This is a genomic window from Streptomyces sp. NPDC002793 (assembly GCF_040295485.1).
Taxonomy (GTDB): Bacteria; Actinomycetota; Actinomycetes; order Streptomycetales; family Streptomycetaceae; genus Streptomyces.
The window spans coordinates 1-12,960 of record NZ_JBEOVL010000054.1 but is presented as its reverse complement, the minus strand read 5'-3'; the positions used below and the strand labels follow the sequence as shown (position 1 = coordinate 12,960).

14 protein-coding genes and 3 pseudogenes are annotated in these 12,960 nt (G+C 66.5%); 12 read left to right on the top strand and 5 right to left on the bottom strand.

Going from position 1 to position 12,960, the window contains the following annotated elements; genetic code table 11:
- Positions 1-382: 382 nt before the first annotated feature.
- Positions 383-970: a hypothetical protein gene (locus ABT001_RS31935; RefSeq protein ID WP_351284784.1), complete on the bottom strand. Its 588-nt coding sequence runs from the start codon at positions 968-970 to the stop codon at positions 383-385.
- A 163-nt stretch (positions 971-1,133) separates the two neighbouring features.
- On the opposite strand from ABT001_RS31935, the pseudogene ABT001_RS31930 reads away from it, so the two are divergent.
- The 3 genes and pseudogenes from ABT001_RS31930 to ABT001_RS31920 all read left to right on the top strand — a co-directional run.
- A pseudogene (locus tag ABT001_RS31930) lies at positions 1,134-1,418 on the top strand (transposase); the annotation flags it as partial.
- A gap of 38 nt (positions 1,419-1,456) precedes the next feature.
- A pseudogene (dnaA, locus tag ABT001_RS31925) lies at positions 1,457-2,503 on the top strand (chromosomal replication initiator protein DnaA); the annotation flags it as partial.
- A 249-nt stretch (positions 2,504-2,752) separates the two neighbouring features.
- Positions 2,753-3,628, top strand: a complete 876-nt coding sequence (locus ABT001_RS31920; protein ID WP_351284782.1) for a hypothetical protein — start codon at positions 2,753-2,755, stop codon at positions 3,626-3,628.
- A gap of 439 nt (positions 3,629-4,067) precedes the next feature.
- On the opposite strand, the pseudogene ABT001_RS31915 reads toward ABT001_RS31920, so the two are convergent.
- A pseudogene (locus tag ABT001_RS31915) lies at positions 4,068-4,336 on the bottom strand (hypothetical protein).
- 450 nt (positions 4,337-4,786) lie between these two features.
- On the opposite strand from ABT001_RS31915, the gene ABT001_RS31910 reads away from it, so the two are divergent.
- Entirely contained in the window at positions 4,787-5,032 is a 246-nt protein-coding gene (locus tag ABT001_RS31910) for a hypothetical protein (RefSeq protein ID WP_351284781.1), read from the top strand.
- Positions 5,033-5,663: 631 nt separating this feature from the next.
- Positions 5,664-5,837 carry a hypothetical protein gene (locus ABT001_RS31905; protein ID WP_351284779.1) on the top strand — a complete coding sequence of 58 codons (174 nt, stop codon included), beginning with the start codon at positions 5,664-5,666 and terminating at the stop codon, positions 5,835-5,837.
- Between the two features lie 282 nt (positions 5,838-6,119).
- Here the strand turns inward: ABT001_RS31905 and ABT001_RS31900 are convergent, their stop codons facing one another.
- Positions 6,120-6,329, bottom strand: coding sequence for a hypothetical protein (locus tag ABT001_RS31900; RefSeq protein WP_351284778.1), 210 nt, complete (start codon positions 6,327-6,329; stop codon positions 6,120-6,122).
- A gap of 552 nt (positions 6,330-6,881) precedes the next feature.
- Here ABT001_RS31900 and ABT001_RS31895 point away from each other — a divergent pair.
- The 3 genes from ABT001_RS31895 (at position 6,882) to ABT001_RS31885 (ending at position 8,297) form a co-directional block, all read left to right on the top strand.
- Positions 6,882-7,139 (top strand): hypothetical protein, encoded by a 258-nt coding sequence (locus ABT001_RS31895; RefSeq protein WP_351284776.1) that lies wholly within the window; start codon positions 6,882-6,884, stop codon positions 7,137-7,139.
- A gap of 339 nt (positions 7,140-7,478) precedes the next feature.
- Positions 7,479-7,679 carry a hypothetical protein gene (locus ABT001_RS31890; RefSeq protein WP_351284775.1) on the top strand — a complete coding sequence of 67 codons (201 nt, stop codon included), beginning with the start codon at positions 7,479-7,481 and terminating at the stop codon, positions 7,677-7,679.
- 27 nt (positions 7,680-7,706) lie between these two features.
- Positions 7,707-8,297, top strand: a complete 591-nt coding sequence (locus ABT001_RS31885; RefSeq protein ID WP_351284773.1) for a hypothetical protein — start codon at positions 7,707-7,709, stop codon at positions 8,295-8,297.
- Positions 8,298-8,596: 299 nt separating this feature from the next.
- Here ABT001_RS31885 and ABT001_RS31880 read toward each other — a convergent pair whose 3' ends face one another.
- Complete coding sequence (locus tag ABT001_RS31880) at positions 8,597-8,881, bottom strand: hypothetical protein (RefSeq protein WP_351284771.1); 285 nt, start codon at positions 8,879-8,881, stop codon at positions 8,597-8,599.
- A 9-nt stretch (positions 8,882-8,890) separates the two neighbouring features.
- On the opposite strand from ABT001_RS31880, the gene ABT001_RS31875 reads away from it, so the two are divergent.
- The 3 genes from ABT001_RS31875 to ABT001_RS31865 all read left to right on the top strand — a co-directional run bounded on the left by ABT001_RS31875 (position 8,891) and on the right by ABT001_RS31865 (position 11,137).
- Entirely contained in the window at positions 8,891-9,130 is a 240-nt protein-coding gene (locus ABT001_RS31875) for a hypothetical protein (protein WP_351284770.1), read from the top strand.
- 772 nt (positions 9,131-9,902) lie between these two features.
- Positions 9,903-10,199, top strand: coding sequence for a hypothetical protein (locus tag ABT001_RS31870; RefSeq protein WP_351284768.1), 297 nt, complete (start codon positions 9,903-9,905; stop codon positions 10,197-10,199).
- A gap of 680 nt (positions 10,200-10,879) precedes the next feature.
- The gene (locus tag ABT001_RS31865; RefSeq protein WP_351284767.1) at positions 10,880-11,137 is read left to right on the top strand and encodes a hypothetical protein; all 258 of its coding nucleotides are present in this window, start codon (positions 10,880-10,882) and stop codon (positions 11,135-11,137) included.
- Between the two features lie 294 nt (positions 11,138-11,431).
- On the opposite strand, the gene ABT001_RS31860 is transcribed toward ABT001_RS31865, so the two are convergent.
- Complete coding sequence (locus ABT001_RS31860) at positions 11,432-11,554, bottom strand: hypothetical protein (RefSeq protein WP_351284765.1); 123 nt, start codon at positions 11,552-11,554, stop codon at positions 11,432-11,434.
- A gap of 574 nt (positions 11,555-12,128) precedes the next feature.
- On the opposite strand from ABT001_RS31860, the gene ABT001_RS31855 reads away from it, so the two are divergent.
- On the top strand, positions 12,129-12,395 hold the full coding sequence (locus ABT001_RS31855; RefSeq protein WP_351284763.1) for a hypothetical protein: 267 nt from the start codon (positions 12,129-12,131) through the stop codon (positions 12,393-12,395).
- Positions 12,396-12,960 lie beyond the last annotated feature (565 nt).

Sequence of the window (12,960 nt, the reverse complement as noted above, 5' to 3'; positions counted from 1 at the left end):
ACATGGGCTGCACCATTTCGTGAGGACGCCCACACCGTGGGCAGAACAAGAGAACAATCAGCACACACATTCGAATTACAGGGGCGACCAATGCAGATCCCCGCTCGCGGACGAGCGTCAGTCGAAGGCAGGTACCGAGAACGTCAAACGGCGGCGAGCGACGGCCCGGCGGCCAGACGGCGGATACGTGACGTGGCCTGTCAGATCACTGACGGCAGTGACGTCCGAACCGGTCCCTTTGCATTGGACGAACAACGAGCACTCCCCTTGCCGCACCCCACCCCTGACGTGCTCGCAGGAAGCGTACATGGCGTGTTCACGTTTGCCGAGACCCTGCCCGACAAGCTCCCATCTGCTGAAATGTGGCTCTTGTGGCCCGAGTTCAGCCGTCGTGCGACTCTTCACCCGACACCCGCAAAGCCCGCGCCCGTCCCACGCTGAACCGGTCCGCGTTCCCCGGTGCGAACATCCACGAGGCGGCAACTGCCATCGAGGTCGCAGTAGTTGCCGCCTCGACTTCACACACCAAAACGCCATTGACCTCAATACACGGAAGGTCGTCGTCCTCGGTCTGCGGATGAAAGGGGGCATCCCTATTCGCCTGCTCGCATTCCCCCCGATCGGGGAAGCAGTAGTTGAGCGGCACCGTGCGGGTCCAACCACGACGGGTGATCTCCTCGGCGTGGATGCTGTATCCCTCGTCCGGCTGGTTGTCGTGCTCGGGCCTGTGGTAGAGCCGCACGACCCCGAAGTCGTTGGTGGGCGGATGCTCGGAGACCCCTTCCTGACCAACGATGTTGTTCCAGACCTGACGCACGTACGTGGCGAGATCGGCCAGCGCGGAGTTCTCATCACTGTGGAGTGTCGCCACGTCTTCGCGGCGGTCCCAGCGGCGCAGCAACCAGGCCTGGCTCGCCGAGCGCGGGCTGATGAGGCTCACCACTTCGGGGAGGAGGCTGCTGGCCAGCATGCTCGGCGAGCACGGCCCCGCGAGCGCGGTTGAGCATGTCCTTCTGGTGCTCGGAGAGATCGCTGGGGTCAATTTCCTTCCACAGGCTCCACAGCTGTCTTCACGAGACAATCGAGGTCCAGCGGCTTGAGCTTGACTCTGTCGGGGATCTTGGAGTTTCCCAGTGGCCCAGCATGATCAGCGGGCATGCTGGGATGGTTCCGATGACCGATGCAGCTGCGTGCTGACCGGCTCCTCGACCTCGCGCCGGCCCCTCGCGTTCGTCCTGACACCCGGACACTACGGTGACGGACCTCAGCTCGAGCGGGTCCTGGAGCAGGTATCGGTGCCCCGAACCGGAGTCGGCCGGCCTCGCACCCGGCCCGACCGTGTCCTAGCGGACAAGGCCTACACGTCCCGCAGAAACCGCCGCTACCTGCGACGACGCGGCATCCCGCACACGATCCCCGAACGGCGTCTTACGCTGCCCCAAAGCCACTAAACCAGAGTCATCTCTTCACACATTTTGTCGTCGGAGAGTGTAACCGTTTCGCTCACTCTGCTGCCGTTGCCGTCGCAAATGATGCTGCAGAGTACCAGCTTCTCTACATCTATGGCCCGTCAGCCGTCGGAAAAACGCACCTCCTGCATGCGATTGGTCATCATGTAACCAGCCTTCGTCAAGGTGCACGTGTTGAGTATGTATCGGCCGAGGAGTTCACAAACGGGTTCGTGCATGCGGCGAGGAGTGGCAGGATAGGCGAGTTTCGGCAGCGCTATCGGAGCACGGACGTACTTCTCGTCGACGACGTGCAGTACTTCAGTAGCAAGGATGTTACGCAAGAGGAATTCTTCCATACGTTCAATGCGTTATACAATGCGAATAAACGGATCGTGCTTTCTTCTGACAGGCCGCCTAAGGGGATGTCATCTATAGCAGACCAGCTTCGCAACCGCTTTGAGGGAGGACTCACTGTCCTGGTCGAGCCGCCCGAACTGCTGACCCGCACTGAAATTTTGCATGCGAGGGTGGCGCGGGACCATCTGAGAGTCCCTCCGGAAGTGATTGATCTCATTGCGCTCAAGGTTCAGCGCAACGTGCGAGAGTTGGAGGGCGCACTCACCAGGGTGAACGCGCTCGCCATTTTGAACCGAGAGCCGGTGAGCGTGGACCTCGCTAAAAAGGTTCTAGAGGCGTTGGTCCCGGATCAGCGGCCCTTGCGCGGGGTGGAATCCTTGCGTTTAATTCTTGGGCAAACCGCCGAATATTTCGGCTTGACCACGTCGGAGTTGTGCGGGGCGAGTCGAAGTCGGGTCCTTGTGACGGCACGGCAAATAGCAATGTATTTGTGTCGCGAACTCACTGATCTACCTCCGAACGAGATTGGTGCACACATTGGTGGGCGCGAAAAGGACGCCGTACTGCATGCCGAACGCAAAGTTGCTGCGCTAATGGCGGAACGCCGCTCGATCTATAATCAGATCGCCGAACTCACGCAGCGAATAAAGAACATTGCAGAGTTCGACGGAGGTGGTCCGGTTAACGCGGGATGATCGAGGCCGACTCATCTTCTCAACTGCGGAGCGCAGCGCGGATGGTGAAGCAGAGCGGCCTGGTGTGATCGGCATCGGATCACTGGACAAGCTCACCGCCAACGACAAGAGAGCGGTGAGGAGACGGGGCGGCGATGATTCTGGAGGCCCACGCCCCGCACGCCCAATGGGCATTGGGCGGCCAGTGATCGCGTCGGAGCGCCCAAAAGGGATATGCGACCTGAGACCTCGTCCGGCTACCGTTCCGGCATGACGACCACGCCCCGCCCGCGCTTCTCCGTTCGTGCCGGTCTTGCTACGGCTCCCGAACATGACGGCCCCTTCGAGGACATGCCCGAGCACCTGACGAAGCCGCTGCAGGAGTGGGTGACCTACGCGCTGGGCACTGAGGAGCTGGCCAACTTCATGGACGAGGAGGAAGTGGAGCGCACCATCTGCATACGGCTGCGCATGTCGCCACCGAAGGGCCTCCAGGTCTCGGCGCCCTATTACTGGACTCTGACCCATGCCGAGGGCACGGATCTGCTGGACGTAGTCGATGCGGTGCTCGCCTACAAGGTCGGGCGCGAAGTGCGCGACCCGGAATCGATCCGCAGGCTCAGCGGTCTGCTGGACGAAGCGGGGTCTGCCTACCGCGTCGCTGAGACCTCGGACGGGCTCGAGGAACGTGTCACTCCGGGCGTGCGGGACGCGGTTCGCCGGACCATCGCGGATGCGGCGGTCGCACCAGCCGCTGGATCGGCCGCGGATCATCTCGCCGCCGCGTGGCAGGCCGCCTACGGGCGCAGCCCGGACCCGACGCGTGCGTACAGCGAAGCTATTAAGGCGGTGGAGTCCGCAGCGCACAGCGTCGTCCAGCCCAACAACACCAAGGCCACACTTGGTTCCATGCTGGGCGAGATCAAGAATGCCCGGCACAAGTTCACCACCGTGATCTCCCCTCCGGGCGACAACCCGATTGCTCCTGCGGAGGCGATGATGCGCGCGCTGTGGGAAGGCCAGACCTCACGTCATGGCGCCCAGAGCGGCACCGTTGACGAGACCCTGGAGGCCGCCCGCGCAGGCGTGCACCTCGCGGCCACGCTCGTGCAGTGGTTCGTCTCCGGAGCAGTCGCCCGCTCCTGACCTGCCCTTCGAGCCGCTGGCCTGTCAGTGACGGCCGATGCGCTGGTGCAGTTCCGTCTCCTTCGTGGTGGCGACATACCGCCCGAGATAGCGAGGTACTGCTGCGCGCGCTCCAGGACCGGCGTGCCGGGGAGCTCGGGTCCGTGTACTGCCTGCTGCACGAGATGCCGAACGGCCACCACCGCGTGAAGGGCAGCCTCGATCCGGGCACCGCCCGGCGTCGCTCCCGTAAGCCCTGACGGCAGCCCTAGAACGTGGTGGTCGTGATCCTCCACCACGCCGGAGTCGACCGAGGCGACCAGGGTGGCCTGGACCTCCATCAGCATGTTCACCACGGCCTCCCACTGCTGCAGAGCCGGTCGCTGCGAACGCTGCTCCTGCATGTACTGCCTCCGAATGTCCCGAGTGAGATGGTGCGCCGGCCGCTCTGGCGGGTGGATCAAGGGACGTCGCCATTCCAGTCCCTTCGGTCGGTGTCGTCGGCCCGCGGTTCGTAGTCGGCGCGGCCGCCAGGACCGAACTGTCCCTGGTTGGTGATCAGCATGGCGCCGTCGGTGCGTTCCCGGGGGTGAGGCCGGTGACGTCCAGGAGCTGACCATCCAGCGGCCCGCCGACCAGTTCCACGTAGTCGTGTCCGGGCACGGCGTAGGCGTGAGGGTCGTCGTGGCCGGCATCTTCCCGGCACCCCATGACGAAGGCGGTAGGCATCCTTAAAGCTGTGATGTACGTCACGTAGTAGCCGGAGGGTGGCGCTGGGACCCCTCACCTCTGTGTGACAGGGGGTACTCCCCAGCCTGCGACATCGAGGCCTCCATACTCCGAATCACGATATGGCCTAGGCCATATAACCCCAGGTCAAGTGGCCTAGGCCCTTGTACAGGAGGCCCTGTGATCTGTCATCGTGAGGTGGTCGCCGCCGGTGACTGAAACCACCGATCAGCCATCTGGCCGGACGTGCCCACAGGTCACTGACGGATCAGCCCTCGCATAGCCCCGCTCTCCGGCAGGGCTCTACCGGCTTACCCGCTCCCCGCCCATCGCGCTGGCCCGCCCCCGCTCTGCCTCCCCAGTCCGTTTCCGGGGTGCGGGGCGCTGCTGTCTGCCCATCCAACCCGAGCATCAGTTGCTCCGCCCGACGTCCATTCCAGGGGGAAACGCATGACCTCCGTTCCGCAGAACCCGCCGCCCGCCGGCACGCCAGCCCCGGTCACGGCCCCGTGGGTGGTGGCCGCCCTGTCCGTCCTTGCCGCATTGGTGGGTGTCGCGCTGTGCGCCGGGGCCGCCGTTCTCGTATGGGTCCGCCCCGGTGCCATGGGCCCATTGACCGCCGGCCTGAGCACAGCGGTCTTCCTCGTCGGCATGGGGGCTCTGCTCGTCGCGGTGCTCGTAGCCGCCCGCCGATAACTACCCGTCCGAGGCTGTCATCACCGCCGACGTGTAGGCGGGGAAGGAGCTCTCGTCGGCCGATCCCGGACCGGGGTATGACCTGCCCGTTTCATGGGCTGGGGTGCCTCCCCGGACGCCAACCTAACGCACTGACTAGTGCGTTGACCTGCAGTGATCCGTTTGTATGACGCCCTGTGGTCTGTCATCGTTGGCGTCTCAGCCGTCCGATAGTCAGGGGGTGTTGCTGGTCCGCTGCGGCATGCCCGGGACCCAGGGTTGCCACTGGTAAGGACCCGGCCCGATCCGTGTACGCCCAGCTGCGATGAGGAACCCTCACCTTCAGCAATTGCTGGACGCACAAGCAGGGGCGTCGATCAACCGTCCGGCCAGCGGTTCGCCGATCAGCGCCGCACTCCGTGCTCCATGAGTTTGGCTCGCGCTTCTGCGGCGGCCAGTCGCGCTGCGGACTCATGAGATCGCAACTTTTGGACAACGACTGGGCCTTCCTGGTCTGAATGCCTTCTGTCACCCCGGCTTGTCGGGGGCGGGAGGACTTTTTTCTCTCCCGGTCCGCGGACCGGGTAGGGGACTTTTTTCTTCCGAACCGCCACCGCCTTACCTCCGCACGCCCACAACCCAGGAGACGCCCATGGACTACCTCGCTCTGCTCGCCACCGTCGTACCGATTGCGCTCATCGTCGCTCTGCTCTGCGCCACAACGGTCTGCATCATCGCCATCTGCCGCGCCCACCGTGGTGACATTGTCGCGGTCCTCAGGGCGCTCCCCGGCCTCGTCGCCGCCCTGCTCCGGCGGAAGCCGTGACCGCCCCCGGTCAGGCCTCCCGCCAGTTCCTGCTCACACATCGGGTTCGTGCAAGCGACCCCGCGTTCGGATTCCCGGGGCCTGCTGAACACTCGGGCGCAGAGGCTGCTGCTGTTCCCTGTCTCGATGACACGGGCGGCGGGCGGGACGTGCCTCCCCGCATGAGCCCATGACCTACTCGATGACGAAGAAACGAGCGGCAACCGCCCTCGCGGCGGAGTACAAGAGCGTCTGAAGCCGGGCTTGCGGGCGTGTCGCCGACCCAGTGCAGCCGTTCTGCATTTACCGACCTTTCCCGTGTACAGGCGCGCGCCCGCCCGGCCCGAACGTGCCGAGCTCGTTGATGAGCGCCGTACCGTCCAGCAGCTGCTGCACGGACCACCCGGTGATACCGAGGCGCTGCCCATCCAGCGGTCCACCGATCAATGCCGCGTACCGGTGCCCGGTCACCTCGGTGTCGGGTTCGCCGAGCTCGCTCCCGTAGATCCTCATCCGCACATCCTCGCGGCGGCCGGCCACGCCGGGGGCGGGTTCGGGAGCTCGCGGGTATCTCACTTCCTTCAGCAGGGAGAGGAAAGGGTGTGACGCCGGTCACTCAGCCAAACAAATCCGGATCTCCGCCCCATAACCAAGCCACAGCGGATCGGCAGGGAGCAGGTGTTCGCGTCGGTGTACCGGGCGTTCCACTCCATCGAGGACTTCGAGAGAGAGGGGGCAGCCCGTTAGCACCGTCGCGTCTTCCATTCAAGAAATCCGCGTCGCGAACCTCGTCGGCCCGATTTCTTGAATACGGCCCGCCGCGTCGGAAATCTGTGCTCCCTCGACCCGAGGGTTGCGGGCCTAACCCCTCGGTCCTCGAAGGTGCTGCCACCACCCCGCGACACCGTTCGTCAAGCGCTCGCGAATCCGTCTCTACGCCCCGTCAGGTCTCGTTTGGCAAGGGGTCGGATCGGATTTTCGCGGGGGTTCGATTCGGCGGTCGGTTCGAGGACTGTGGCCTCGCGCTCAACCCGGAGTGCACCAATGATCCCGATGGGGGACATCATGATCACCGTTTCGAACCCGATCCAGCCCGAGGGCGCTCTCGCGACTGTGCCCGACCCGGCCGTGACAGAGCGGGCGGCGTGGGTGCTGCCGGTATCCGTCATCGGGGTGGTGGTCGTGCTGCTGGCGTGCGGGTTCGGCGCCTTCCTCATCCACGAGTACCCGGTCCTCAAGGAGCCGCTGTCGATGGCCGTGGGCATCGCGACGCTCGCCGGCCTGGTCGTGAGCACGGTCGTGCTCCTGCACCGCAGGCGATGAGCCCGTGGAACGTTCTCGGACTTCAGGGTGGCAGTTGTTACCAACCATTCCTGGAGTACCCCGGCCGCCACCGTCGGAACACGAGGTGGAGAGGCATACGGCCGGGCCGGAGCGGGTTCGTCCGCGCGCCGGCCCAGACCCTCGGCGTCTGGCCGTCACGTGTCCGCCGCCCCGGCCGCAACAGGGCTTTCGGGCCCTGCCGCGCCTCTTGCATGGCGCCGTCGGGCACAGATGTCGTCGCAGTCCTGTCCAACCGCGCCCCTCCCCACCGAAGGGGTGGAGCGCAGCACGCTCTCCACCCCGCACGCCCCACCGGCGTACTCGATGGAAGGAAGCCCCATGTCCACGCTCAACCTCGTCCTCGTTCTGCTCGTCGGGCTGCTCCTGGTCCTGGTGTCCGGGCTCGTCCTGGCTGGCCTGGCCTACGTCACCCACCGCCACCCCCGCCTGGAGAAGCCCCTCACTGTCGCGTTCGGAGGTGGCGGCGTCCTCGTCGCGGTCGTCGTGGGCCTGGTCGCCGTCGTCGCCCTCACCCGGTAATGCCCGGCCGTGCCCCCGGGGGACCTGATGACGGGACGACAGACACGGCTCCTGCCCGGCGTGATGGCGCTGTGTACCGCTGTGACGCTCACGCTGACCCTGGTCGGTTGTGGTGGTGGCAGCGATGACGCGAGGCCGCAGACGCTCCCCTCCAGGGTCGCTTCGGCCCCCTCTGTGTCGGCGTCGACGGATCCGGCGTCGGCGGAGAAGACGGCGGTGCTCACCGCGTACTCCTCGATGTGGGTGGAGCAGATGAAGGCGTACCGCAAGGCCAGTGCCGAGGGCACCAGGCTGGAGCGGTACGTCACGGCGGAGGCGCTCGGCCAGTTCCGTAACGACCTGGACCGGATGAAGACGGCCGGCACGGTCGTGCGCGGCGACCTGGCGCACGACGACACCACGGTGACCGCCGTGGACATGGACGCGCAGACACCCACCGCGACCGTCCAGGACTGCCTGGACATCTCGAAGTGGCAGACCTACAGCACCAAGAAGCAAGAGGTGCTCCCCATGCCCAGTGCTCAGCCGCTCCGGTACGTCGCCACGGCTACGGCACAGAAGTGGGAGGACGGCTGGATCATCACCGCGTTCACCCCGGACGGGTCACAGTCGTGCTGAAGCAGGCGGCGGCCGCTGCGGTGGTCCTGGCCGGCGTCCTCGTCCCGGCTGGGCACGCGGACGGCGGGCAGGCGGGCGGGATCTGCGACGGCGCGGCGCTGACCATCACGGGTCTGCGCCTCGGACGGCGCCGGCGCGCCCTGTGCGGGAGGCAACGGTACGGACGCCGCGCCTGCCGGAGCGTCGGGCGGGTCTTCCGGGGCGTCGACGCCGTCGTGTACGTACACCCGTCTCGATCCGCAGCCCCCCCTCCGAGAACATGTTCTGGAAAGGCCACACCAGATCGGAGGGGGCGCGGTCTACGGGGTGAACTGCCCGGGCCAGCAGGGCGCGCGGACGGTGTGGATCGCGGACGGGAAGGCCCCGGACGCCGCGCCGGTCATCGACCCGGAGGCCGTGGCGCGGCAGGCGGCAGCCTCGATGCGCCTGGACGGCCCGACGGTCGCCAGCCCCCGGGCGGCGGGGACGTACGTGGTCGGGATGCCGATGTGGATGTGGGCGACCAGGACGTCGTCGACGTTCGGTCCGGCGACCGCTACGGCCACGGCCGGCGGCGTCACCGTCACCGCCACGGCCAAGGTCACCCGGGTGCGGTGGGCGACGGCACCACCGTCACCTGCCACGGCCCCGGCACCCCGTACGCGAAGTCCCGGGGCGGGCACCTCTACGAGCGGCCCTTTTCCGAGCAGCCGGGCGGCCGGTTCAAGGGCACCGCGACCGCGCACTGGACCGTCACCTGGACCGCCCCCGCCCTGGGCGACGGCGGCCAGTTCACCGAAACCCGCGCCACAGGGTTCACCGCCGACGTGCGCGAGGTCCAGGTCCTCAACTGACGCCGGTAGGCCGCTGACCTGCCGTGGGGAGTTTTCGCGGTGAGTGGACCCGCCGTGGTGAGTGGATCCGAGACCGTGGTGAGTTTCCCGGTCGGAAACTCCCTACCGCAGGTCAGGAGCGGGTACGGCCACTCACCACGAGAATCCGCGGCACCCTCGACCACTGGAAACGTTTGTTGTCGAATCTGCCGCATGACGCGCAGGTGGTCGGCAGGGGCGGAGACCGCCAGATGACCGGAGCGGGAGCTCCGTCGCCGGTGCCAGACACCAGCCTCCCGCTCCGGGCCCCGACACCCTGGCACACGGACAACCGCGGCGGCTGCCGGGCTGCGGTCCTCGAGGCCGCCCACATGGCCCGGCACGCTCGGCTGCGCAGCGAGGGCATGCGCGGCCGGCGCTGCGCTGGCTCCTGAGGGCTGCGGCGACCAGACACCCGGACGCGGGCGCGCACCATCCCCCCAACATCCCCGGCGACATTCCCCCCAACATCCCCCCAACATCCCGCGCGCACGATTCAGCCCGACGCCCGCACAACCCCAGGTCAGACCCCGGATTCCCGGCGGTGAGTACTCAGACTTCCCCTCTTCTACCTGGCTGCCTGGCTCTGGGGTGGTGGTGTGGTGGCTGGTGTTGGGCGTGGTCTCGGGAAAGCGAGGGCGCTGCGCTGGCCTTCTTCTCCGGCCCGTCGCGCTGCTCCGGGCCGGGCCGGACTCCAGGCCGGCACTCCCTGCTGCTCCTCACCCGCCGGGCTGGCTTCGATACAGTGCGCGCCGTGGATATACCCGACTGGTTCAAGTGGATCTTTCTCGGCTTGGCCTTCTTGCAGGTCCTCGGACTCGTCTCCGTCATCCGCCGACTACGCGAACTCGACTCTGGCATGCGGGCCAAGGCACGTTTCGATCTGGTGGACTCGATCGGCACCATCTTGTTCTTGGGCGGCGCGTACCTGAGTCTCGAGGCTTCAGAATCCTGGTTCTGGCTTGGCCTCGCTGGCTTCGCCCTCGTGGGCGCCGGCTACGCCGTGAAGGGAGTCCATCTCCTCCGCGCCCGCCGTCGCCCCACAGCCTGATCCAGCTAGGGCAAGAGCCGTCCACGACAACTTGGTGGCACCAAGAAGGGCTCCTCTTCCTCCGATGGCGCCCGGCGAACGAGGCCCCAGGCGATTGCTCCCCGGGTGCCACGAAGCGGAAGCCGTTCGAATCCGGGACTCGCTCAGGTGACTCCCGAAGTCGCGAACATCTGCTGTCGGTTTTGCCCTCGGCGCGGCGTGACAACAGCTGTGACGCTATGTGTGACGACATGTGCGACACGATGTGCGACAAGACCTGTGCCGCTATCTGTGACAGCCACCGCGCGCCGCGCCTCGCTCAACGGCAGGTCAGGCCCCGGTTTTTGCGTGGTGGGTGCTCGGACTTCCCCTTTTCTCCTGGCCTGTCCCGCTGTGTGGGGTGGGTGGGTGGGTGTGGGCTGGTGGCGGGCGTAGTCTCGGGGAATCGGGCGGCGCTGCGCTGGCCCGTTCTCCCGGCCCGTCGCGCTGCTCCGGGCCGACAGCCAGCCAGGCAGCCGTAGGCTCGGGGTATCACCGCTCCTGGTGAAAAGGGCCAGCCTCGGGACTGATCGGCCCACGTTGCGTATCCGGCCTGAGGTAAGTCGTGGTGTCACCGTGTGTGGTCGTCGAAGGCGCCATCATCTGCTGGCACAAGACCCCCAGTCGACCGCCGCCTGTGCTCCGTTCCATACCATCCGCTGGTGATATCCCGTTCTTTCTCTACGCCGCGCCGCCGCGTCACAGCCGCGCTCACAGTGATGGCCGCCGTTGTCGCGTTCGGGTCGTGGGCGCTGTGGCCGGTCTATGACTCGTCGTGCGTCGTCTACTCCGGGGCCTACGTCCCCATGAATGCGCCGAAGGCCGAGGCCGACGCTGCCGTGCAGCGGGCTTACGACAAGGACCTCGCCGACGGCGCGTGCGGTCCCAAGCGGGCGCGGTTCCACAATTGGACTCAGTGAGGTCAAGACGGGGGAGGGCTGCGGCGGCCCGATGGGCGGCGCAGCGACCAGACACCGAACGGGGGCGCCCAGCATCCGGGGGTGGGTGGGCGTGGGCTGGTGGCGGGCGTGGTCTCGGGGAACCGGGCGGCGCTGCGCTGGCCCGTCTCCCGGCCCGTCGCGCTGCTCCGGGCCGGCGACCAGGCGGCGGTGCTGGTGGTGGTCCTACTCCGGCTGCGACGCCGGCCGCGAAGCCTCGTCGTCCGCGCCGAGCTCGGCGGCGTACTTTGCCCGGGCGTCGGTGACGGCCCGCTCTCAGATCCAGGCGCCGCCCCCGTGCGTCCGGGCCAGCCGCGCGGCCAGGCCCCGCTCGTAGCCTCCGGCCCGGCGCAGCTCGCCGAGGGCGACCTGGACGGCCTGAGCGCGCTCCTGGGACACCGGACGCCCTCCCCGGGCTCTCCTGCCCCGCACCGCTCTTACGCCCGGAGACGCCCAGCCTGCCCGTCCCTACGCCCTCCTGGTGAGCAGCCCAGAACTGCTCTACCGCCTGCTGGTCGTAGTAGTCGATCCGGTCGACGGTGATCACCCGGTCCGGGTGGCGGCGCTCCGGCGGCTGCTCGTGGCGCAGCGCGTACCACCGCGCGACAGTCGAACGGCCCGCCCCGGTGTACCCCATGATCCACGCACGACTCACCAGGGCGCGTCCCCCGACGACCCGGCGCAGCCGTACATCATTTTCGTCGATCAGCTCCATCAATCCACTCCCGTTCCGTACGTAGAATGGAAGCGCTCCGCTCGGGTGAGTGGGCGCAGCTGGCGGGGGAATGATTAGAATTCGAGTTGCTGCTCATTTCTAATTGCAGCATTTCCCCGCCAGCCTGAAAACAATTGTGCGCGCGGCCTCCTCCGGAGGAACGGCGCACGACCCTACGGGTCGTCACGACACCGAAACCCTACGGGTTTTGGAAACGATTCCTCAGAATTCTCGCCGGTAGAGCCTTGGGAGCCAATCATGTATGAAGTTGTCCTTGCGGCTCGAACTTCGCACTCAGTGAACTACGGGGAGCTCGTCGGGGGAGCGCTATTCGCTCTCCTTGGGGCGATGTTGGCGCTGAACGTGAGAGGCTGCGCCGAAACTGCTGCAGATTTCCTAGGGAACAGGCTTTTCTCGGCTTTCTATCACAATGGCCTCATCCTGAGAGTTCCTGCCGCCGCCTTTGCGATACTGGGTTCCATTCTTTTCCTGATCAACCTGAAAATTCTCCTCTTCGGATTCTGACTAGTAGTCGCTTTCGCAGAATGCGCGTATGCGCCCGGAGCTGTCGAGGCTCGGTGAACCTGCGCATATTTGGTTGGGTACTGCGCAGTTTCAGTGATCCTCGGTATGTGGTGGCGGGGCCGTGCCGTTCGGCGGGGGCTATCGAAATTAACGGTCTCTACCCCGGACTGTTACTGATGCAGGGTGGTGTGTGCTGAGTCCAGTTCTTAGCTACGTCCGAGAATGATGCACGCGGCTCATACTCCGGTCGAGACGACCGACCCCCTCTTGCTGATGCGTAGTTGTCCGTGACGATGGGTCGAATGCTGCGGTGCGTGTCGTCCGGGGCTGAGCCTGCCCGCACTGCGGAGCCGTGCGGGCAGGCGCCCTACCGCCCCTTGACCCCCCCCCGTCACCCACGGGGCCCGCAGGCGCCGGACACAGTCGCACCACACCCGGGTGTGGTGCGAGAATTCCGGAGGAATTCCCAACCCCATTCCGAAGGAATGGGGTTGAAAGCCCGTAGGGCTTTATCGTCTTTACGACCCGTAGGGTCGTGCGTCGTTCCCCCGGAGGGGGACGCGCG